Origin of the sequence: Salmonella sp. 2018103 (genome assembly GCF_026247685.1) — a bacterium.
Taxonomy (GTDB): domain Bacteria; phylum Pseudomonadota; class Gammaproteobacteria; order Enterobacterales; family Enterobacteriaceae; genus Salmonella; species Salmonella enterica.
Genome location: NZ_CP111029.1, coordinates 3,797,364 through 3,819,837 on the forward strand (window position 1 = coordinate 3,797,364; position 22,474 = coordinate 3,819,837).

Annotated in this window: 18 protein-coding genes and 3 pseudogenes; 4 read left to right on the plus strand and 17 right to left on the minus strand. The window is 48.7% G+C overall.

From position 1 onward, the window contains the following. Positions 1 to 6: 6 nt before the first annotated feature. From OLG56_RS18355 to OLG56_RS18365, 3 genes are all read right to left on the minus strand, one after another. Positions 7 to 1,203 carry an anaerobic sulfatase maturase gene (locus tag OLG56_RS18355; protein ID WP_001189142.1) on the minus strand — a complete coding sequence of 399 codons (1,197 nt, stop codon included), beginning with the start codon at positions 1,201 to 1,203 and terminating at the stop codon, positions 7 to 9. Positions 1,204 to 1,306: 103 nt separating this feature from the next. Next, positions 1,307 to 2,800, minus strand: coding sequence for a sulfatase family protein (locus OLG56_RS18360; RefSeq protein ID WP_000754364.1), 1,494 nt, complete (start codon positions 2,798 to 2,800; stop codon positions 1,307 to 1,309). Positions 2,801 to 2,820: 20 nt separating this feature from the next. After that, a complete protein-coding gene (locus tag OLG56_RS18365) occupies positions 2,821 to 3,585 on the minus strand; it encodes an outer membrane protein OmpK (RefSeq protein ID WP_000052612.1) in 765 nt (254 codons plus the stop codon). A gap of 440 nt (positions 3,586 to 4,025) precedes the next feature. On the opposite strand from OLG56_RS18365, the pseudogene OLG56_RS18370 reads away from it, so the two are divergent. Continuing rightward, positions 4,026 to 4,424, plus strand: a pseudogene (locus OLG56_RS18370) (5'-nucleotidase C-terminal domain-containing protein); the annotation flags it as partial. A gap of 120 nt (positions 4,425 to 4,544) precedes the next feature. Here the strand turns inward: OLG56_RS18370 and OLG56_RS18375 are convergent. After that, positions 4,545 to 4,724 (minus strand): annotated as a pseudogene (locus tag OLG56_RS18375) (arylsulfatase); the annotation flags it as partial. An 822-nt stretch (positions 4,725 to 5,546) separates the two neighbouring features. Here OLG56_RS18375 and OLG56_RS22395 point away from each other — a divergent pair. Next, positions 5,547 to 5,940, plus strand: a pseudogene (locus tag OLG56_RS22395) (winged helix-turn-helix domain-containing protein). A 121-nt stretch (positions 5,941 to 6,061) separates the two neighbouring features. On the opposite strand, the gene OLG56_RS18385 reads toward OLG56_RS22395, so the two are convergent. The 12 genes from OLG56_RS18385 to OLG56_RS18440 form a co-directional block, all read right to left on the minus strand. After that, positions 6,062 to 6,346: a hypothetical protein gene (locus OLG56_RS18385; protein ID WP_000558466.1), complete on the minus strand. Its 285-nt coding sequence runs from the start codon at positions 6,344 to 6,346 to the stop codon at positions 6,062 to 6,064. Between the two features lie 67 nt (positions 6,347 to 6,413). Next, positions 6,414 to 7,259 (minus strand): DsbA family protein, encoded by an 846-nt coding sequence (locus tag OLG56_RS18390; RefSeq protein WP_000291393.1) that lies wholly within the window; start codon positions 7,257 to 7,259, stop codon positions 6,414 to 6,416. 64 nt (positions 7,260 to 7,323) lie between these two features. After that, on the minus strand, positions 7,324 to 8,055 hold the full coding sequence (gene bcfG / locus OLG56_RS18395) for a fimbrial chaperone BcfG (protein ID WP_079982276.1): 732 nt from the start codon (positions 8,053 to 8,055) through the stop codon (positions 7,324 to 7,326). Continuing rightward, the gene (locus tag OLG56_RS18400) at positions 8,021 to 8,539 is read right to left on the minus strand and encodes a fimbrial protein BcfF (RefSeq protein ID WP_020437683.1); all 519 of its coding nucleotides are present in this window, start codon (positions 8,537 to 8,539) and stop codon (positions 8,021 to 8,023) included. Before OLG56_RS18400 ends, bcfG begins: the two co-directional genes overlap by 35 nt. A gap of 15 nt (positions 8,540 to 8,554) precedes the next feature. Beyond that, entirely contained in the window at positions 8,555 to 9,100 is a 546-nt protein-coding gene (locus tag OLG56_RS18405) for a fimbrial protein BcfE (RefSeq protein WP_001082038.1), read from the minus strand. Beyond that, entirely contained in the window at positions 9,101 to 10,108 is a 1,008-nt protein-coding gene (locus OLG56_RS18410) for a fimbrial protein BcfD (protein ID WP_000701256.1), read from the minus strand. It abuts the gene before it with no gap. Continuing rightward, on the minus strand, positions 10,109 to 12,730 hold the full coding sequence (bcfC, locus tag OLG56_RS18415) for a fimbrial usher BcfC (protein WP_080191813.1): 2,622 nt from the start codon (positions 12,728 to 12,730) through the stop codon (positions 10,109 to 10,111). Positions 12,731 to 12,734: 4 nt separating this feature from the next. Next, positions 12,735 to 13,421, minus strand: coding sequence for a fimbrial biogenesis chaperone BcfB (bcfB, locus tag OLG56_RS18420; RefSeq protein WP_000742551.1), 687 nt, complete (start codon positions 13,419 to 13,421; stop codon positions 12,735 to 12,737). Positions 13,422 to 13,521: 100 nt separating this feature from the next. After that, entirely contained in the window at positions 13,522 to 14,064 is a 543-nt protein-coding gene (locus tag OLG56_RS18425; RefSeq protein WP_000743357.1) for a fimbrial protein BcfA, read from the minus strand. A gap of 430 nt (positions 14,065 to 14,494) precedes the next feature. Continuing rightward, positions 14,495 to 15,190, minus strand: a complete 696-nt coding sequence (locus tag OLG56_RS18430; protein ID WP_000980522.1) for a winged helix-turn-helix transcriptional regulator — start codon at positions 15,188 to 15,190, stop codon at positions 14,495 to 14,497. A gap of 288 nt (positions 15,191 to 15,478) precedes the next feature. Further along, complete coding sequence (locus OLG56_RS18435) at positions 15,479 to 18,475, minus strand: hypothetical protein (RefSeq protein ID WP_061377126.1); 2,997 nt, start codon at positions 18,473 to 18,475, stop codon at positions 15,479 to 15,481. A 92-nt stretch (positions 18,476 to 18,567) separates the two neighbouring features. Beyond that, entirely contained in the window at positions 18,568 to 20,667 is a 2,100-nt protein-coding gene (locus tag OLG56_RS18440) for a glycoside hydrolase family 18 protein (RefSeq protein WP_000235807.1), read from the minus strand. A 380-nt stretch (positions 20,668 to 21,047) separates the two neighbouring features. On the opposite strand from OLG56_RS18440, the gene OLG56_RS18445 reads away from it, so the two are divergent. Together OLG56_RS18445 and OLG56_RS18450 are read left to right on the plus strand one after the other, a co-directional pair. Further along, positions 21,048 to 21,491, plus strand: a complete 444-nt coding sequence (locus OLG56_RS18445; protein WP_000860681.1) for a winged helix-turn-helix domain-containing protein — start codon at positions 21,048 to 21,050, stop codon at positions 21,489 to 21,491. A 16-nt stretch (positions 21,492 to 21,507) separates the two neighbouring features. Further along, entirely contained in the window at positions 21,508 to 22,041 is a 534-nt protein-coding gene (locus tag OLG56_RS18450; protein WP_001068135.1) for a glycoside hydrolase family 108 protein, read from the plus strand. Between the two features lie 60 nt (positions 22,042 to 22,101). Here OLG56_RS18450 and OLG56_RS18455 read toward each other — a convergent pair whose 3' ends face one another. Then, positions 22,102 to 22,446: a phage holin family protein gene (locus OLG56_RS18455; RefSeq protein ID WP_000026889.1), complete on the minus strand. Its 345-nt coding sequence runs from the start codon at positions 22,444 to 22,446 to the stop codon at positions 22,102 to 22,104. Positions 22,447 to 22,474 lie beyond the last annotated feature (28 nt).

The following is a 22,474-nucleotide window of genomic DNA, read 5'->3' on the forward strand; positions in this document are numbered from 1 at the left end:
TGAGCATTACTTAAAAAAAACAGACCGGATCTCCGCCGGTGACAGGTTATTTACGTAAAGGGTTTTCATCGCTTTCATCATCGGTGCGGTATGAGAGAAAAAGCACTGATAGCCGGCACAAAGATAGTTTTGCTTCATCGGTCCGCAAGCCGAAGGCAAAAAGCGGTGTTTAGGGCAACCGCCATAACAGGCGAATTGCCACGGGCAGGTATGGCATTCCTGCGCCATCGTGCGGCTTTTATCGAGACCAAACTGCTGGTTTTGCGCGCTATTATTCATCTGACGCAGCGGCGTGTCGTTAATATTGCCGAGCTTATATTGCGGGTAAACGAAATGATCGCAGTTATACACATCGCCATTCATTTCCATTGCAAAAGCGCTACCGCAAACGGGCGCAAAAACGCAAACCTGAGGGGGGAGTCCACACCATGCCGCCAGCGTTTGTTCAAAGAGTTGAATGCCGATATCACCAATATCTTCGCGGATCCAGATATCAAAAATGGCATTCAGGAACTTTCCAAACTGTAATCCGTCCACTGACCAGGGGGTTACTGCGGTTTTCTCGTCCTGCGGATGCGCCAGCATTCCGTCTTTATTTGCCGCTCTTTCCACTAGCGGAATAAACTGCATATAGCGGCTGCCGATAGATTTCAGATACGCATAAACCCGCTGCGGGTGTAGCATATTGCTCTGACTCACCACCGTGAGAGTATTAAATTCAACGCCATGACTCGCCAGGCATTTTATCGCCTGTTCAACTTTATGATGGGTAGGTTGCCCTGCGCGAGTTACCCGCCATTCGTCGTGCAGCGCCGCATCGCCATCAATCGAAATACCAACCAGAAAGTCATGCGCCCTGAAGAATCTTGCCCATTCATCATCAATCAGAATGCCATTGGTCTGAAAAGTATTAACGATGGCTTTTCCATTAGCATAACGTTGCTGGAGCGCTACCGCCTGGCGGTAAAATGGCAGCCCCATCAGCGTCGGTTCCCCACCCTGCCACGCAAAAATCACTTCATCTACGTCCTGCGCCGCAATATGCTGTTGCACAAACAACGCTAGCGTTTCTTCCGTCATCTTGTAATGGTTTTTTCTATCGGGATAGAGCATTTCCTTTTCCAGATAGAAGCAATATTTACAATCAAGATTACACACCGACCCGGTCGGTTTGATCATTACCTGACAGCTTTTCCGTTGCATATTTTCCGTATCCCTAAAATAAAAGAACCTGACTCAGCACGAGGGCGCTGAATCAGGCGGGCAGAGCCCTAAGTGGCATACTTAATTTTTTATAATTATCCTTTTAGCCCCAGGTCACCGGCGTTGGTTTGTCGCCACGGGCTTTCATTAATGAGTCGTTATCGATGTCCTGTTTCATTTTCAGGAACTTGCCATACAGCTGTTTTTCAATTTCAGGCTGTTTGCCAATTTGGTTCAGCGTTTCGAACCGATCTTTTTTCAGGTTATAGAGGTATTTAGGTTTATTTTCACGATCGATGATCATTTTCCAGTCACCGTCGCGGATCGCCCACTCATCGGTCGGATCATCCTGGAACGGCATATCAATACCGAAGATCAGCGGCTTATTACGTTTTAACGTTTTCTGCTCCAACAGCGGAACCAGCGATTGCCCGTCGTATGTACGATCAGTCGGCAGTTTGAAATCCATCATGTTCGCCAGCGTCGGCATCCAGTCCAGACCATACACCGGCGTATCGGTAACGACGCCCTGTGGAATGTGTTTACCGTATTTGATAATTGCCGGAACGCGAATACCGCCTTCCCACAGGTTATCTTTACGTCCGCGCAGACCGTCAGTCTCGCCTGCGAGGTTCAGCTCGTAGACTTTACGCGCTTCACGCGTCACCGGGCCGTTATCACTGGTGAAGATGACAATGGTATTATCTTCTTCCCCCATCGCTTTAATTTTATCCAGTACTTTACCGACTTGCGCATCCATATAGCTGATATTGGCGTAATATTCACCGGTACCGCGCCACGGTTTATCCGCCCAGTCGCCGTAGAACAGATCGGGATGCTGCTTCTGGTATTCGCTCATGTATTGTGAATACATATCGAGGTATTTTTTCGGCGAGGCCAGCGGGCTGTGAACTTCCGTAAAGGCAACGTATAAGAAGAACGGTTTGTCGTCTTTCTTGTTATCTAGCCAGTTCACCACTTCAGAACTGACAAATTCGCCGCTGATGCTATCGGCACGATCAATATGTTTGCCGTTACGCATCCAGCCGGTTGGGTGAACGACGCCGTAACGCGGGCGCTCTTTGGCATTATCCAGCGTAGCATCGGTCACAAAGCCAGCCGGGTTCACCAGCGAGTAATCAAAACCTAACTCTTTCGGCTGCGGCTGATCGGTACGATCGCCCCCGGCGTTGAGATGCAGTTTACCCATCATCGCGGTATCGTAACCCTGCTGTTTCAGCAGATTGGCTATGGTCAATTCGTTACGTCCAATAGAAACATTAGTACCTTCAGGGATCCAGGAGCGTACACCGGTGCGGAAGGGCATACGGCCTGTTAACATCCCGGCGCGGGAAGGAGAACACAAAGGAGCCGGCGCATAGTATTCAGTGAATTTGACCCCTTCTTTCGCCAGGCGGTCAATATTCGGGGTTTTCACTATCTGGTGACCGTAAGTCGCCAAATCACCATAGCCAAGATCATCTGCCACAATAAAAACCAAGTTCGGGCGTTTTTCGGCAGCCGCGTGCACGACAGATATCGTACTTGTCGCACAAAGCGCCAGTCCAATCATGCTGGCAATGACTGTTTTTTTCATTTCAACTCCTTTGATTTTATTTAAAATGAATATCCGACCATATAAATCATCTGGTCTCCATATCCGTCATAACCTAGTTTGTTCGCGAAATAACGATATGTCACAGTAGCTTTCCAGCGGGGATAAAATTTCCATGCCAGTGTTAATCCACCATTTAATCCATTTCGACCGAATTGCTGCTCCGTATAAGCGTCATTTCTATCTAGTTCGATTTCATTCCAGTCAGATAAAACAAAATCTTCACCAAATAAATTAAAATTATAGGCTGCAGTCCAGCCAATAACATAGCCATTCCAGCCGCTTGTCTGCCCATATTTCTGCGAGACATAATCACCAGATTGATTATGCAGACCAATATAGGGTTTGAAGAACCCCCAACTCCCGCTCCAACCTAAATACCCCGCTCCATAAAACATATCGAGGTCATCGCCCCATGAGTTATCCCATTGACCATATATCTTGCCGAAGAAAGTATAATCTGAATCAAAGAGTCGTACATGAGTCATGGCAGAAACAGTATGATTTCTTCCAGCAACAGCGTGATTTAACACGTTGCTTTCAATAAATGAATAGAATTCTGCCTCTTTGAAGTTGACACCAAAGTCAGCAGTTACTTTCCACACCTCCCCACGATGTACATTGACGAATCCACTATTCCAGTCAGCATAACCGGCATTAATTGATCCAAATGAATTCTTATATTCCAGTGCATGTACAGAATGGCTAAAAACAGTAGATATTGTAAGTAAGAGACTAAATAATACTGTTCGCTTTATCAGAGACATTGAATATATTTCCCATAGTTATATTTTATTCATCAATGAATATGTTTTACTCCGGTGTCAAAGTTTAACCAAATCTAGTTATAGAATAGTGATATAAATCTCACATCACGCAGGATAAAAGTATTTAAAAATAATGTGTCGAGAAATGTTTTTTTATAAAAAATAACTCAATGTTTATTATTAAATCAACACTTCATCTTTTTAGGTCATACCGCAGATTTAGTGTTGTACTAAGCTTTACCTTTTGGATAACTGATAACAAAGATTGATGTGATTTGCCCCGCTGTTCCGTAACTCAGGGAGGGATCCGAAACGGTCATTTCCCCCTCAGGAGTGCAACTCTATCGCTGTAAGCAATACCTGAAAACCTGCCAGCTCAGCCATCACTACAACGGTGCCCTCCATCACACCATTATTGATATGACGATGATTACCTGATCGGTGATGTTCTAAGTATGTATCCTTTTACTAACGACGTAATGAGCGTGGAAATTAGCGGTAACGCTCTGAAGGCGATGATGTCTCATGCAGCCGATCCGAAGAACGGCATGCAGCATGTGTCGAAAACGGCCAAATTCAAACACTACAACACAAAACCGCTGGTACAGCGTATTGTCAAATTTGATATCAAAGGTAAACAGGTCGCAGACAGTACATTCAGTACCGTCGCACTGGATTCCTTTATCGGTAAAGGCCGTGGCGGATTTGACTTCACGAAAGGTAAAAATGTCAAAGGCATTAAAGGGCTGTAAACCTCGCAGGAAATTGCTGATTATATGGAACATATCAATAATATCGTTCCGGATCACACCATGCGTGTTGACGACATCAATAAATAAAACAACTCTCATGCGGTCGTTATCCGATGGCGGCAGATTGATATTATCTTCGCGGGAACGGTAATTACCGTTGTCAAAAACCAGAAACTCCACGATACCCGGTTCGCTGCTTTCAACTCAGACACCAGGATAAAGGCTTAACGGCGCGGTGCCATAAGGATTAAGGGTAATAACGGCATGTTTATATGTATTGTCCTCACGAATTTGGTCGAGGAGCTGTTGGTATATGGCGTTATGGTTTTGCACCATCGCGTTATCGGTATCAATTTTCTGATTCATCAGCGCTCTTGGTACAGGCATGACGAGTGAGGACTGTTAATTTACGTACATAATGATCTCCAGACTATACGTTATGAGACTTCTGCAATGCAGAGGCAATTTCTCTGCCCGTCCAACGTAATATTCTGAAGATGTGCAGCATAGTCACTACGTATAACGCAATAACAAAAAAATCATAAAAATATTTTATACCGCTATTAACTCATAAAATTTCACCCTGAGAAAGCAAGTCATCATCGAATATTTATTTAGTTCTTTTTACCTATATCCTATAGCATCCATAAGACCGACCAATAGGCCGAAATAAACGTTACACCAGGTAACATAAATTATCATTCAAGCACATAAAAAATGCTTAACCTAAAATCATAGCAACACTTAATAAAATTAAACATAAACGGCAGCAAAATATTATTTTTATGTCCTTTTTTATGACCAACCGCATTTTCAAATTAATGAATCACAACAGACAACTCTCATCAATTGAATAAAAAATAATGACACACATATTATTTGTCGCTCAAAAAAATGGTTTAAGAATCCTTAAACGACGCGTTATATGCATACCTCATTAAATATTGATAAAACAGGATCAACATGCTTATAAAAAGAACACAAAAACAATAACATTTATTTCACTTAAACAATTTAGCCAGTTTAATGACAGTTGATTTCTCAGGCCTGTCGCCCCAACCTATCCTTGCTCATAGCATAGCGGACACGTTGCAACGATGCTGACTATACGGAACAAGTGGGATATCATGGCCTGAAAGCACAAATGGAGTAATCATGAGACAGCATAAAATAAATAATGAGTTTATTTACAATAAATGATTAAGAAAAATCACGTCTTTGAGCAGTAATGCAGCTTTCAAAATAGCATTTATGCGGGCCCGGCGCCTGAGCTATTTAATAGAAAACGCACATCATGAATTGATTATCCGTGAAGGTGTTGCGTACGCCGTTTGGGGGGAACGGGGCAAATTTATCAGCGATACTAACCTGACACAGCCAATTTATCTATTACGCCCCAATCTTAAAAATAGGTTTACAGGAATTACTTATGACCTTACCGAGGCATGGTATAAAAATAAATGAAAAGATCGTTATTGATACAAGCGACCTTCCCCAGCCCTATACCTGTAAAAAACCATACCGACATAAAAATATCATCGCAGTAATCATTTCTATATTTCTGGCGATGCTCGCCTTATTTTATCTTCCAATACGCCTCTAGCGCTGTACGAGAAGATAAGGCGATCACTAAGCGGATATTTTCGGTGGTTATCATCTCTGTTTTTAAGCAACGGAGCACTTAACCACCGTTATTATGCCTCCTTCAGATGTGCATACTATGTTCAGTCATAAATAATCCGCAGCAGCGCCAGCTGTTTGTCCTCATCCAGGTAATGAGGTTCCACCATCGCATACGGTGAAGCGATCGACGTAGTCATATTCTCCACGATAATATGGCGCTCAATACCGTCCTGCCGATGGCAACGCACTTCCAGTACCCCCGTCTCATTCCAGCATCCTGCTTCAACAACCGTTCCCTGAAACCGTATCTGGCTTCCCGCCTGCGCCGCACCGATAACCATGAGCGGCAACCACAACGCGGGCACCACATAGTGTCTGACATGCATAATAAGCCTTCCTGCACTTCTGGTGGCGGTTAATAACGAGAAGCTTTCGCTTCCCGACAAGTGAACACTATCCCTTCGCTTTCTGAATCGCCATTTGCAACATATCCTGAGTCGTGCTTCCCGGGATCACGGTCACCCGTTTTACATCACCGTTTTGCGTCTGAGGCATGACGACAAAAGCAGGCGTGCCGCTAAAATCCATATGCTGCGCCAGTGCCTGGTTAGTGAGGAGCGCATCATGTACTGCACCGCTGCTTTGCGCTTCTTTTACGGCGGCCAACTGCGTCGGCGTTAGATAATGTTGCGCCAGGGTATAGACATCGTGTTCCGTTAACGCGCCTTCCACCTTCCCTGTGGCATAAAGCGCATTATGCCAGTCGAGATATTTCGCCCCGCCCTGGGTAAGCCATACCTGTTCGCCGACTCTGGCCGCCAGTCCGGATACCGGCCAGCGGGAGGAAAAAATAGGAAACTCTTTAAAAATAAACCGGGTATCCGGGTTCGCCTTAATCAGGTTTTCGACCACAGGCGCCATTTTGCTACACCACGAGCACTGGTAATCAAAGAACATCACCACCGCCGCTTTTGCCTCGTTGGGCCCAACGGAAGGACTGCTGCTACTGAGCAACTCAGCACGATACTGTAATGCCAGTTGAACATATGCCTGTTGTTGCGCAATCTGCTGACGCTGATGCAATGTCTCGCTGGCGGCGACCAAAAATTCCGGATGTTCGGCCAAATACGTTGCCACCACCTCTCCCACTTTATCCGGATGACTGACGATGTAGGCTTCCGCCGTCGGACCAATTTGCGACGTCGGGGCAGAATCGGCGGCGATTGCCGAGGCGGATACGGCAACGCCTGCCAACGTCAACATCGCCAGTCGGGAAAGTTTTAACGCGTGATAATACATAATAAAAGTCTCGTTCGATAAGATCGGAAAGCCTCCCGCTATCGGGAGACGCCTGAAAAATAGGTTAATGAATACGCGTCAGATCCACGGTTTGCGCTGGCATTACCCGCCCATAGTCATTAATACTTTGCCAGCGCACAGTGCAGCGAACCGTGTGCCGGCACCAGTCCGTTTGACGCGTTGCAAAGGGAGCCACGACCCCGGCGTTGTCCTGGGCGCGCTCGTTAGCGCGTAATAAAAAGAGCGTAACGTAATAGGGTGTCGGATTGCGTACCGTCGCGCCATCAGGGGTAAGCGACCAGATCAGATGCCGGTAGGCCTGCTGCGGATTGCCGGCGAGTCCCTCAGGGCGATAGAGCAATTTTAAAGCCGAACGAAACGCCATTTGTACACGGTTCGCTTCCGGTTTACCGGAGGGAATAGCGGCGATACTCAAGGTAAACAGACTTTCCCTGTCGGCGGGTAGCGGTTCGCCGGTATAAACCACCCGCAGCGTGTTTTCCTGGCGCGCTGAAAGCATAAATAATGGCGGCGTGACCACGAAGGGCGTGATATTCCCTTCGTTTTTGGTTCCGGGCCAGCGGCCGCCAGGTAAAATATGCGTATCAATTAACCAGGACGCTTCTGAATGGTTACTTACCGGTACGCTTAATGCCGGGGCGTCCGCATGATAGATAAAGCGAGTACCGCCAATCACCACGCCAGCCTGCGCCCATGATATGGGAAGCAAGCACCAATATATTGCGCAGCGTAAAAAGAACTTATTCATAGGCAAGAATGAAGGTTGCGGAGGCATTGGCATCCCCGGGCGTTACCGTGCCGCCATCGGCAAGATAACGCGCGTAAAATTGCAGATGCGCCGACGCCTGGCCCGGACTGAGCGTCACTACATCACTCTCCTGCCCCAGTGGGATTAAGGTTTTATTTTGGTCATAAAGCGCAATCCCAATGCCTGAAGCGTCGCTTTCCCCTGCGGTAAGCGCCAATAAATCCGTATTACGGCTGTCCGCCGCACCGCTAAAACTGACCGTTACGCCGCTGGCAGTGCTGCCGCAGTTTTGTAAATCGATAGCAAAAGGTTGCCATGCGGAACCGTCGCCTGCGCGATAAAACTGCCGTTGAGAAACCGCGCCCATCGCCACGTTAATATTTTCCGAGTCTGGAGAGAGCGAACACGTATTGTCCGTGATGGTTCCGGAGACATAGACCCGGCCATCGTGCGCCTGGACGCCGGATGCCGCCAGCAGCATCCCGATGCCGTACAGGATATCGTTACGCATAATTACGATGGCTCCTCATTCATACTGCATATCGAAATACATGACCGCCGTCGCGTTCCCGGACGTGACCGTAGGCCGGGTCGATTTATAGCGAATATAAAAAGACAGCGTGTTGCGTCCGGCTTTCAACGGATAGACCACTGAGTCGGCATTATTGATACTGATGGTATCCTGATCATCATTCAGAATTTCCACCCCAACCCCGCTTGCTAACATGTTTCCGCTTCCCATCCCGGTATCGGTGATCGCCAGTAGCGCGGGATTGTCCGGATCGGGTTCGCCGGTAAACCAGATCTTCGCCCCGGCAATTCCTCGGGAACAATTTTTGAGGTTGATATTAAAGGGCTTAAATTTTGTCGTTGTTCCTGTCGAAGGAAAATCGCCAACTGCAAACTGCCCTAAATCAATACTTTGACTGAGACTGGAAATATCTATGTCGCAGGTTTGCGCCACAATAGTGCCGGTAAATTCGAGGTTGTAAGCGAGGTCGTCAGCGCTGGCATTGATTTGTGGACACAGCATCAGTCCCATGGCAAAAAGAGCGCAGTGTGATCTGTTCATTTAGTCAAAGTCCACTCGCAGGCTGGCCAGCGCGGTAAACGCCCCTTCCGCTGGCGTTTCGCCTGTTGTACTCACCGGGTAGGCTTGCAATGTGATGTTAGCGCGTCCGGCGCTATCGGTGATAAAAGGCGCGACGCTCTGTGCATCATTGGGGATAAGCGCGTTTCCTTCATCGGTTTCGACCACTACGCCGACATCCGCATTATCCGAAGCGATAGCCTGGGGAACGTGGCTATCCGGCGTAGCGATAAGGCGCATTGTTAAATTGACCTGCGAATCCAGGCCGCTGCACTTTACCGGTACGCTAAATTTTTTCGCTCGTACCCCCTCCGGCTTTTGGCCTGCATGGTTGAAATTGCCACTGTACAATGCGCCGAAATTCACCAGAATCGTTTGTCCGGCGTTGATTTCGCAGCTTTGCGGTACGGTCACCGTTCCACTATAAAGAATGCTGTACACGACATCTGTCAGCGGATCGCCTGCGGCGGTCATGACATAAACATTGAACATAGTCTTAGGACTAATATTCACCGTGCCGACGAACGGTTTAACAATTTTGAGCTGAAACTCCAGATTTGAGTCACGAACGTAAAACGGTTGACCCGCTTTCACATTTTCATCATATCCCATCAGGACATTGTTCATTGGCGGATAGATATCGCCCGCCGAAGAATCCTCAATTCGCATTCCGCCTTCAAGATAGTCCGGGTCCAGCTTTAAATATTTCCAGTTACCGCTCGTTTCTACGATCGGATATGGCGACACATAGGAGCGATAAGTCTGGCTATTGGTCGCCGCGCCGGCGGGACACACCGCCTGTACATTAACTTCCTGGCTTTTTTCCAGTTGAACCGTCTTTCCCACCTGGTTTTGTTCTGCCGTCAGAGTGGTCGTTAAATCGTAATTAATACTGGAAGGTACACCGTTAACGTTTTTACACACGTCTGCGAATGCGTACTGCGATACGACACTTCCCACCAGCAGAGCAAATAAAAGAGGTATTTTCATTTAATGACACTCCGCATGTTGTCGACTCAGAATCTGACGGGAGGAAGAGAGATGATAGGACGCGACACACTGTTGATCCGGCAGGTTCCCCCAGCGAACGTGCAGAATGCCTTGCGCTGACAACCCGGAAAGATAGACTTCCCCGGCCTCGTCAACAATCGCCTCCGCATGACGATCATTCACCGTCACCGTTGCGCCAAAGGGTACAGGCTTACCGTTATGATTCAGCGTTACCAGGGCACGCGCGCCGACTCGCGCTTTAAAGCGGGCCAGAACCAGCGCGCCTTCGGTCGGCACAACGCGAGTCACCGCGTCATCAATATCGACATCATCAGCCATCGCGTTAACGTCCAGCGCCATACGGTTTTGGCGATATGTTGTCGCATACGGCACCACCGCATAGCCACGCGCGTCCGTATGAATACCCGGCTGGTCGACAACGCCGACGTTGGCTGCGCCCGGCGCGGCAATCAAAATATTGGTATTGCCCAGCGGCTGGCTTAGCGTCACTCCATGCGCGTGCGCCACCAGGCCGCCGCTCAGGCCATAATTCACCTGCTGGTAATCGCCGTTATCGCTAACGTTATAGCCAATGTTGGCGTTGCCTTTCGCCCCATCGTATTCCAGGCTGGCGGAGCCGCTTTCGCCAATACCGTGATTCTGATAACCTTGCTGTATGTTGTAACTAAGATTGTTTTCGTCCAGCAGTGTGCCGCTAAGGCCCGCATTCTGCGTAACGTTATGCTGTTTGTCCGTACTGGTGCTAAAGGTAGCGTAAACATTGTGATGGCGCGTAACCTCATCATCGTGTTGCAGCCATTGACTTAGCGGCACCGAGATATTCAGCGCGAAAATTTGATCGCGCTCCGCATCGCCTGCGGATTTGTTATTGTTATAAGAAACACTCCATGCAATACCCGCCAGCGTATCGCTGTATCCCACCTGCAACAAAGAATCCTTTTCATCAGTGTGCCAGTAACTTTGCTGACTGCCGGTAATAAAAAGCGATCCCAACCCGCCTAGCTGTTGATTGATATCGAGTTGTACTTTCCCCCTCCTGGTATAATAAAGATTGTAATAATCCGCCCATTCCGGCCTGCTTTTATCGCTGTCAGTCCGACTGTCATCGTCATAGCCGCTCATCCGTTTCCACGTGGTATCATCCAGCGTATAAAAGCCCGAGGTTGAATAGCGATAGCCCATAAGCTGTAAATTGGTTCCTGACTGTGCAAGCGATTTGGCATACAGGAAACGCAGCGATTGCCCCTGGTAGGTGTTATTATCCGCCAGCGTACTGGTAGCCTGGGTGACATCCAGCGACACCGCGCCCCAGTCGCCCAGATTTGCGCCGCTGCCGATCGCCAGCGCGTGATAATGACTGGAAAGTTGTGTTCCGCCATACAGCGTAAAACCATGCGGTAACCCCCATATCAAGGTCGCCTGACTGAATTTCACCTTCTCTTTTTGACTACTATCGCTGCGATACTCCGCCACCGTCGCCGCATACTTCAGCCGCCCTTCTCGTTGTAGAATCGGCACGGCGGAATAGGGCACGTTATAGCGATTAATAGAACCGTCAGACTCTTTGACTTCCACAGTCAAGTCGCCGCTGGCGGCGGTGGGATAGAGATCATTAATAGTAAATGCCCCGGGCGGCACATAGCGCTGATTGATGATGTAGCCGTTTTGCCGAATGGTCACTTGCGCGTTGCTTCTGGCAATGCCGTGAATGGTCGGCGCGAAGCCTTTCATGCTGTCTGGCAACATATTGTCGTCAGACGCCAGTTGTAGCCCGCGAAAAGGAATGCTGTCGAATAATGCGGAGGGGGTATAACTATCGCCTGCCGTCAGTTCTCCCTGCAAAAAGACCACATCACGTTCCAGATAAGTACTGATGTGCTGCCAGTCGCTGTCGCTATTCTGATCGCCGCTATTCGCGTTCCATGTGGAGTAGTCGCGTAACCGCCAGGCCCCCAGATTAAGGCCGCTATTCAATCCAAGAAAATAGCTGTTCTCCGCACTGCCGCCTGGGCTCCAATCCTGACTATTCGCGCCGGTAAAGGTGTAATTCAATAACAACGCGTTAATACCTTCATCCCAGTATTGCGGTGGGATATAGCCTCTGGCGCTGGCAACCATCGCCGCCTGCGGGATGCTAATGTCGAGACGTTGCTGCGCAAAATCAAAGCGGGTCCGGGCGGCCGGTATCGCACTGGCGAGATCCGGGCAACTTCCCGCCGCCGCCTTCGCCAACAGTGGAAACGCCCCGGTGTTTACCCCCATATTTTTAAGCGTTTCAGGCGTCAGGCAGGCGCGTAATCCGCTGTCATCGGTGGGCGCGCTTTTTGCCGTCGTTTTCACCGCCTGGAAGGCAATGTCTCTGGTCGCGAGAAACGTATTGTTCAGGTAAACGTCAACGCGATACATCCCCGCCGCCTGGGCATTACGGGAAAAGGTCGATAAGTCGGCCACCGCAGACGGGTCGTCAGACAGAAATGCCGGGTTGAAATAGTTTTCCGCCCACCCCGGCGCAGGCGCCAGTGCGATAGCCAACGCCAGCGGGGTTAATACGGGTTTAGCTACGCTGGAGTAATATCGCGTCATGAAAAGCTGATTACGCATAACATCATGAAGCTGGACAAACGCGTGCTGGCGTCGTTGCGCCAAAATCGTTTACCGTGCGCAAAGATACCTGGCCGGGCGTCGCCGGGAGAGTGATCGCGCCTTTCGGCGGTACCATAGTATTCGGCAGTTTTTTCCCCGCGCTGTACAGTTCAACCATCGAAACGTAGTACGGCGAAGGGTTAGTAATCGTTAGCTGGCCGCGCTCGTTACGGCAGCGAAGCGTCGACGGGGCATGAGCTGGCGCCTCCGCCAGATTTTTCGGGCGAATAAATAGCTTAATCACGCTTTGCGTCGCAATTTGCAGGGAGTTGCCGGTCAATTTATTTTTATCGACAGAGGGTATCGCTTTACTGTTTAAATAAAATACGCTTTCGCGATCGGTCGGTAATGACGGCCCGACATACATAATACGTAATATATTTTCTTTTTTAGGCTGGATCACAAAGAGAGGCGGCGTGATGATAAAATCCGTCGAGCGTGAACCATCGGCATTGGCGACCCATGACTGAATTAAAAAAACATTGCTGGCAGAAGAATTAATAATCGGCAAGGAGGTTTGCTTACTTCCCTGCGGATAAATCACTCTGGTCGCGCCCAGCGCAATGCCTCCCGCCTGCGCGGCAAACGACAGGCCGGCCGCCGACAGCAGTAGCAATAATCGAAGGAAAATCGGTACGTTTTTTTTCATCTGCGTAATATCCTGATGCCGTCGGTTTGTTACGCGCAGTGACGCGCGTAACTCCCCTTTCTCGCCTCCCAACAGACGAGAAAAAAATCCCGATAAGGAATCAGGAATAAACCATGCTAAATGTCGCCGTCGCGGTAACATTACCAGCAGTCGCCGTACCGGTAGCGATATAATCCACGCTAAGCGGAATAACGTTTTCGCCATCGTTCAAGGTAACAGTACTGGACGATTCACCGATATTCAGCGCCTGGCCATCTGGTCCATAAAGTTGTAATGCCACATTCGTCGCCGAACCTGCCCCAGCGGTATTCGCCAGCGACCCCGGCTGGTTTGCGTCCTGTTGGCCATTAAAAATCACCGCCGCATTCTGGCTGGTCTGAGTATCGCAGTCTTCCAGTTTAATGGTGAAATCTTCTTTTTGATTCGCCACCATACCGGCCTCGGTTAATTTACTGGCGCGAACCTGGCCTAATGTCACGGTCTGATCGACAGAGTCAGCGGAAACAGAACAGGCAGCGTCAACGACCTGTCCGACAAAATTTACCGTACCGCCAGTGACGGTTGTAGTATCCGCTTGCGCGGTGGACAACATTCCGCCAAAGGCAATTGCAGAGACCATTAATGCTAGTACAGGCTTTTTCATTCAAGCTCCTTTTAAATATAAAAATGAGGGTAATCAGATTTTTTTAACGAAACGGCTGCTGATATTTCTTCACAGCAATATCACGACTTTTTCTTATGCGAAAAAAAGTGTCTTCTTGTTCTGATATAAATGTCAGAAGCAATAAAACAGCCACTCAACGTCGTGAGTTAATCTTTACGTTATAATGAGATAACGATGTTATTAATTATTAGCAAGCCAACGGCAAGTTGCAATCATCGACATTTGGTTTTATAGGACTAGGCATAACTTATTGTTTTATATTAACTTTACACCAGTCGTTCGGCCTATCTCCTTTAGCCATATTGACTTTTTAAAAATAACCTTCATAACAACCTTCAGTAAAACATTCTATTAACGATATCAGGCAAATTCAGTCGAGATATGTAAATATATCGTTGCGTATAGTACATTAATACGCCACTGGCAGTTTTCCGAGCGCCGTCAGCCGCCCATTATCAATATGGATATACCCGCCTTTTTTTAGTTCAGACAGAATCTTCATGGTCCGACTGCGCGATATCCCGGTACGCCGTTGAATAAAATTCAACACGATAATGCTTTCCCGGTAGGCCTGTGGATAAGCCCAGATTTCAGTCAGCAGCGCCCGAACTTTCAGATAAGAATCGACGCCGACTAATTCACGATCGCGCGCGCTCATCACCATCAGACGGTAAGCCAGACAACGGGCCACGTCGTGCCACAAATCGCATTCATCGGCGATTTTTATAAAATCCGGCAGGCGAACAAATCTACCGGTACAAACCGTTTCTGCGAGCAAAAAGTGTTCCGGTCGCGCGGGGACATTATAGGTAGCGCCATAGCTGTCAACCATACCCACGACCGATGGCGCAAACGATGAAGATATATGGAGTCGTTTGTCATTATGACAGAAAGAAACAACGCCAGACTCCAGTAATACAATGTAGTGTTCATCATTTGCCTGTAAATAAAACTCATCGCCGATACCCAGCGTAAACGGTTGACCAAATGGCAACAAGGCCGAAAATAAGGCATCAATCGCCGCGTGAGGTTTAGCCTGCTGAGAAAAAAGAAAAGAGTGTAATGAATTCTCATTATTATCTTTAGCAAAAGCGTCGTTCATCATTTTTTCATTAACGGTTATCTACTCAATGTAGCGCCACAGTATAACCTCTCAAAAAGTACTTAAATTAATAATAAATAACATCGCTATGCAGTATTTCTGTATTCACAAGGCACTAATACGCAATATTTTTAAGATTAAGACAATTCTTAATACAAAATGATTACAGAAAATTAATAACGAATTACGCATAAAGAATGGGAGGTCAGGGGGCGCAAGAAAAGAGATTCGAAAGAGCGCGCCTTCGAATCTCAAACTAATAGTCCAGATTAATGCAAATAAGCAGTGATATTATCTGAAATAGCGTGGAGCAGCATAATACTCTACCATTTTATCCGCCAGCCAGCCGCCGTCTTCACCGTTAGAATGGATTGTCGTAATACTGATAGTAGAACCACCGCCCCATAAGATCGAAAAGACGTTAAAGTCCGGTAGGTTCAGCGCCTGCATCTGGCCCCAGTCATACCCTTTATCTTTACGTAAAAAGTCGCCGACGGTCGGGACGCCGTAAGTCGCGCTATTTAAGGCCATATTGAGTAGCTGCAAAGAGAGCGTGTCAGGATCGCTGCCAATGCGGGCGTCCCCCATAAAAAAGGTTCCGCCGGATGCAAAGTGCGCAGCGCTGATTTTACTGACGCCCTCTTCTACTGTAGGCATATGGCCGCCAGGGATTTGCCACAGCATGGCGGGCGTCAGCAGCGCTTTCGTCACCTGTTTGACCATCGCCAGGTAATTAAGCCAGCATGTCGCATTCCAGCCATAGTGGGCAAGCGCATCAGGACTGAAACAGTCACGCTCAAATTTATCAAACGCAATAAAGTCCGGCGCATATTCTCCGCTATAAACGCCCAGTTCATGAATAAATTCGGCGATCGCCTGCCCTTCAGCTACCGGATCAGCGGTATCGCGCAGCACCCAGTCCGCCGTTCCTGTCGCCCAGACATTCGTCTGCCAGCCAAAAGCCACATCCGGGGCAAACTGACGAACAAGATAGTTCACCGCCTGAATATAGCCGTAGAGATCGTCGCTAAACGTCGGCAACGAAGGCGCGATAAAGCCAGCCATCGCCGGTAATGCTTGTATCGCCGCCGCCAGTTGGGTATTCACCGGCACGCTGTTTTTTTGCCGTACTACGGTATAGCCATACGGTCCTTGCTGTAGCGCCCCCAGAAAATCCGGGTTAAGCACAAAGGTGGCCGGGACAGGATGCGTCTCATCTTTGTATGACTGCGCCGCCAGACACTGGGTAATAAAGTTACCAAAATGGTTACGTAGCTTTTGCGCATCCTGTAAATCCGCCAGGGCGCTACCGCCGCTGGCATTCGCGGTATAAATAACCATTACCGGCATGACGCTACGCCCGGCTTCTTTTTCTATCTGGCGCACCAGCGCAACGGTTTTATGGATCGGTAACGTCGCGTAATCCAGAAAACCATCCCCGTTCACGTCAACCTCCGCGGCCGGAACCGGATCGCCGCCGCCGTCAAAACCATCGTATTTAAACAACGCGCTAAACGGTATATCGCGATAAAGAGAAACCGTCTCTGGCGCGTTAACCGTCACGCCGCCATGAGCAAGGTAATCAGGCCAACCTTTTACCTGTAGCGTCACGCCGGGCAGAAACTCCAGCGCCACATGGTTGACCTTTTGCAACAACCGTAGCGGCCCGGCCTGTTCACAACGCCACGGCACGCTGTCGATGAAAATATCGTCCGTCTGAACATCATACAGCCCGGGCGCAAAGCGTAATGCCAACGTCTGCCGATCGCTACCGCTCTCCAGCATTAATGAGTATTGATATTTACCGCTGCTGAACAGATAACGCTGCGGCGCGACGCCATCGGGCAGACCCAGTAGAGTGGCATCCACCGTCACGAAACTCGCCGTGTCGATCGCTGCCTGCTGGTAAGCGACAGCAACCTCGGCAACCTGCGCCGCGGCAGGGATAAAACCCGTAAGCTGTATGGGTGCCGATATAAAGCGGTTATTAATCATCGCAGGCTGCAGATTGACCGTATAATGATGCCCCGCCAGTAGCCGGGTGATTAACTGCGGTTGGTTGGCGATAAGCGTGACAGTACGCTCATCCGCTTGCGTAGCATCGGCGATCTCAACGGTCAATTTCGCATTACCAAGCGCAGGGGCGTCAATCATCAGACGCGCGCTGGCATAACGGACAATCGGCAGACAGGATACCTGGACCTGCGCGGCGGCATCGCCGGTTTGCAGCGTAACGGTAAAAGAGGACTCGACTGGCGCGATTTGCATCTCATCATTCGCCAGTACCGGTACGGTAAGCCGATACGTTCCTGCGCTAAGATCGCCTATTGTCAGCACCTCTCCCCACTCACCGACAAAGCGCCGGGTTTCGCCGGCAGGAAACAGCAGCTCAATCGCCGGTTTAAGCGCCACCGTCTGCGTCATGGTAGGAAAATGAACGCAAATTTTTCCCTGACGGGCAGGGGCATGGGCCAACGTCGCGCTCAAATCGCTGATGGCAACTGGCGTCTGCGTGGCGGCCAGATAGCACTGTAATTCGGCGGTATCTCCCGCCGCCAGCATCAGCGCGCCGTCATGATTAATGGTGATGGTATTCTTCTCGATGGGCCATCCCCCATCGCTGGCCAGCGTCACGGCCTGATTCCCCAGCATTGTTCCCTGAAACGGACTGTAGGGGTCGGGGTGCGCGCTGGCCGTAAAATTCAGTTGAAGCTGATTGAGATCTACCGCCTGGGCGTAGAGGTTGGTCAGCGTAAAGGTGACGCGTTGATACCAACTCGCGGTATTCAACTCGCTAACGTTAAGCGTAAGGCCGCGTTCCTGAAGGTTGTTATCCTTTTCCGGCGCATCGGGTTCGGCGGGGTGTTCATCTGCGGCGGGTATCGCTGGCGTCTCCTCATCGGATAAGGTTTCAGACTCTGTGTCTTCGGATGACGATGACGCCAGCATCAAGGTGATGGTGGACATTTTTACCGGCACCTGTGTCGCCGCGAGGCTGAAAGAGAGCGTCCCGCGTTCGCCCGGCTGAAGAAGTAATGCATCGCTGTTATTAATGATGATGTTGTTAGTTTCCAGCGTGCCATACGAACTATCGTTCAACGTAAGCGGCAGGTTCCCTTTGAGCGTACCGCCGCTATTTCCCCATGGATCGATGTGCCCGGAGGCCGTGAACGATATTGCGGCATGGTTCATATCGACCGCATTACCGCTCTCATTAATAAAGGTTAAGGTGATTTTTTGATACCAGCTGTTGACGTCAAATGCGCTGGCATGGATGGAAATGGTCATGGTCTACTCTTCCTCTGTCCCTGGTGGAGAAAAGCCCCGGTAAACCGGGGCTTGAATCATGAAGCCCAATACATCGTGCTTAATGCCGTGTATTAGTAAGCGCCAAGATCGGTCCATGCACCGCCGACACCGCAGTTCAGGTCAGGCTGGTTGCCCATAGACCACCATTTCACCTGATAGTTATGGCCTTTCCAGCTAACGATTTCGAAAGAACCCCAGTTTGCGCCATAAACGGTCAAAGCATCCCACTGTGCGTAAGGTGACGTTTTGTCATCTGCTGGCGTATCATCCTCAGCTGGCGTGGTATCTTCTTCCTCGTCCGGTACAGGAACGATAATCTCTTCTTCCTCTTCCGGTTCCGGTTGAACCTGAGATAGCGCAGGCACAGCCGTCAGAACAAAGCGCTGTTGAGAGGACGGTTCGTTGTAGCAGTCGCGTACAAACAGGGTGAACTGAAAGGCTGTTTTTTCGCTAACTTCCGGTACCACAACCTCAATGATTTCTGCCGTTTTGTCTGCCACAGCGATTTGAGAAGGCACGCCCCAGCTAAAGGACAACTCATCACTATCTTCATCAGAAGAACCTGCGCCAGACAGCTGTACCGTAGATCCGCCTACGACCAGCAGTTCAATCGCCGCTTTCGGCGCGTGGTTGACTTTCTGCGCGTCGTCGCTATCGCCCTGTTCTTCACCATTTTCTACATTGATACCTTCGAAGTAGAACGGTTCCATATCGATAACTTCAGATTCGATTTCATAACCCAGACCTTCACGCACGGCGTTAACCAGCACGCCGTTGTCCTGATCGATAGTCCAGGTAAACACGCCGCCCAGGCCCAGTTTCGCTGCATATTCGCCTTTTGCTTTGACAGTACGCGGCGTATCCAGGGATAAAAACAGTTTGGATTCCGGGCTATACAGGTAGTCAGCGTCAGCGACCTGGTCGGTGTAAACGTTGAAACCGTTACGACCTTTCTGGTTTTCCAGATCCAGGTAGCTATAAATGACGTCATACCATTCGCTGGTGCCGGATTCGAAAGAACCTGTAGTGTCACCTGTTCCCGGGTTATAAGAACCTTTCAGCGGCGACAGGGATTCAATTTCTGCCTGACGAGCGTTACGGGTATAGCCAGCATAACCGATGTTGATACGGTCAGCGGAGAAACCTTCCGCCAGCAGGTGATCAACGATGGTTTCGACAGCCCAGCCGCCCTCTTCCAGCGCTTTGCGGTTGGTATGGTGGCCCAGCGTTTCCGCCCACGGCGTACCGAAGAAATCATAGGTCATCAGGTTGATGCCATACAGGCCGGCAGCCAGCAGATCTTTTACTTTAGCGTGATCAAAAATCGTGGTCACCGCGGAAGCAGCGATAGAGATCTTCACATTGCTCAGACCAGCGGAATCCAGCTGTTTGCGCAGTTCGGCAATCAGCAGCGCGTAGTTAGCGCCATCTTCCGGACCAAACGGGTTGCCCGCCCCTTCATCGTTCGGGTATTCCCAGTCAATATCCACTTCGCTGAACATCGGGAACTGTTTGAACAGTTTCACCACGCCTTTGGCGAAGATTTTACGAGAAGAGTCAGAAGCGGCGGTTTCGTGGAACCCGTTACTCATGCTCCAGCCGCCGATACTCATGGAGAGCGCCAGCGTGTGACCTGCGGCTTTCGCTTTTGCCTGCATATCACGCAGTGCGCCCAGCATACCTTTGGCGTTAGCCTGGGTCACGGTTTTCGGATCAACATCCCAGCCGCTGGTTTCAAAACCCAGGTTGATATAAGACTGGAAATCACCCCACGGATCGAGGAAAGTCGGCTCATATTTCACTTTGCCGCACTGTGCTGCCGCTTCTGCTACGACATCGCGGTTTTCTTTATCAATTTTTCTGAAACCGGTGATGCCAACAAAGCCGAAAATCAGTTTGTCATAAGCCGTCGGTGAAACGTTGGTTAAATCATAACCACGGCCCGGTTGGGACATATTGCCTTGCAGACGGCTGTCATACTGTGACCAGTCGGTGTAATAACCGAATACCTTCGGTTTAGTCGTGGAATTTTTATATTTATTGTATACCGGTTTCGCAACACGAGCGGAAGTATAGCTTATTTTATCATCGCTTGTTGCAGGGTCAAAACCATTCGCTGCATGAGTAGTTTCAGTAATTGTATCGCCTTGAATCAGTTTGCTTGTAGCCATTTTCAAATTTCCTTTTACGTTTCAAAATTGTCGCAGCTCGTTCTGCGGGGTCCATAATCGTTACAGGCATAAAAAATAGCTAATCACAAAACATCATCTTTTTAGATGATATAAAAATCATAAAAATGAGGTTAACAACACCGTCTGTCGAAGAGAAAACAACACCTCTCAGCGCCCGCTTAGTCCGTTATGGTGAGAATATAGTAAATATCATTTATCATGTAATTAAATATCATTTAATTACAATGAAATAATGTGATTACACTCGCTATAGACAATGACAATACAATAAAACCAGTGACATTTATTGGATTAAGACATTTCTCATACAATATAGTCACCACAGACAACCAGGATGTACATTTCTAAAGGAAGACGTTATGAAAACTTATATCATTAATAGCAACTGCATTTACAATGAAGGTAAATATGAACTGAGGACGGTCTCAAATTCACAGGTTATTAAAATGACTGCGATGAGAGCCAAATGTCTCAGTTTCATCATCGAGAATGCTCATCTGGAGATTATCGAGCGACAAAAAATAACCACCGCGTTATGGGGAAGTCGAAGCCACTATGTTAATGATGCAAATCTAACGCAGATTCTCTATTTAATCAGACGTGACCTTAAAGCGCTTGGTATTAACGATCTTTTTATTACCATTCCAAGACAAGGCCTCAAAGTTAATAGTGATATCGCCATTATCGCGACGGATAGCGAAACAAAGGGAAGAAAAAAACAGATTGTACGGCAAACCATCGCTGCCCTGACGACCGTATTTTCAGTAACGTTAGGTTCTCTCATGTATCTGCATATTCACTAAGCGAAGGAAAGGGAAGATGAATCCAATTATAGATGGAATTATTGCGCTTGAAGGCGGTTACGTATTTAACCCTAAAGATAAAGGCGGCGCCACCCATTGGGGCATTACCGAAGCCACGGCGCGAGCGCATGGCTATGCTGGCGATATGCGGGATCTGACCCGCGCTGAAGCCTACGCGATTCTCGAAGAGGATTACTGGATAAAACCAGGCTTTGATGTCATCTCGACGCTATCGTGGCCAGTCTCCTTCGAGCTGTGCGATGCGGCAGTCAACATAGGCGCTTACCACCCCAGCGCGTGGCTGCAACGCTGGTTGAACGTCTTTAATCACCAAGGTAAACGCTACCCGGATGTTCATGTGGATGGCAATATTGGTCCGCGGACGCTTGCCGCTCTCGAACATTATTTGGCCTGGCGAGGCCAGGAAGGGGAAGCCGTTTTGGTGAAAGCTCTCAATTGCAGTCAGGGCACGTACTACTTAAACGTTGCTGAGAAAAACCACAATAACGAACAATTTATTTATGGCTGGATCAAGAATAGAGTGACCTAGACCAGGCTGAAAAAAGACGCGTAAAAGGCTCACGGATGAGCCTGATACCGTGAATGATAATTAATCTGAATTATTTCCTTCGATAATTTTTTTAATCCGCCGCCCAAGAATTTTTAAGATCGGACTCGCGAAAACACCGCCTAAGCCTGCCGCCAACAGAACAATGTTGAAACTGCATTCTTTTTCGATCGCAATCGCGCTTAACAAGAAACTGGTGAAGCAGGAAATCACGATCTGCGTTAAGCAATATTTTATACTTTCATGAGAACTATTATATTCTGTCTTATCTTTGCGTAAAAGATAGCTGACAAAGCCTCCCCACGCGCCAATCGAAATAATAGTGAGTAAGATCTCTAGCTCCAATAGCACAACTTCCGTTGTCGACACATGGTTGGGAATAGACATTTTAACACTCCGAAATCATTATAAATGA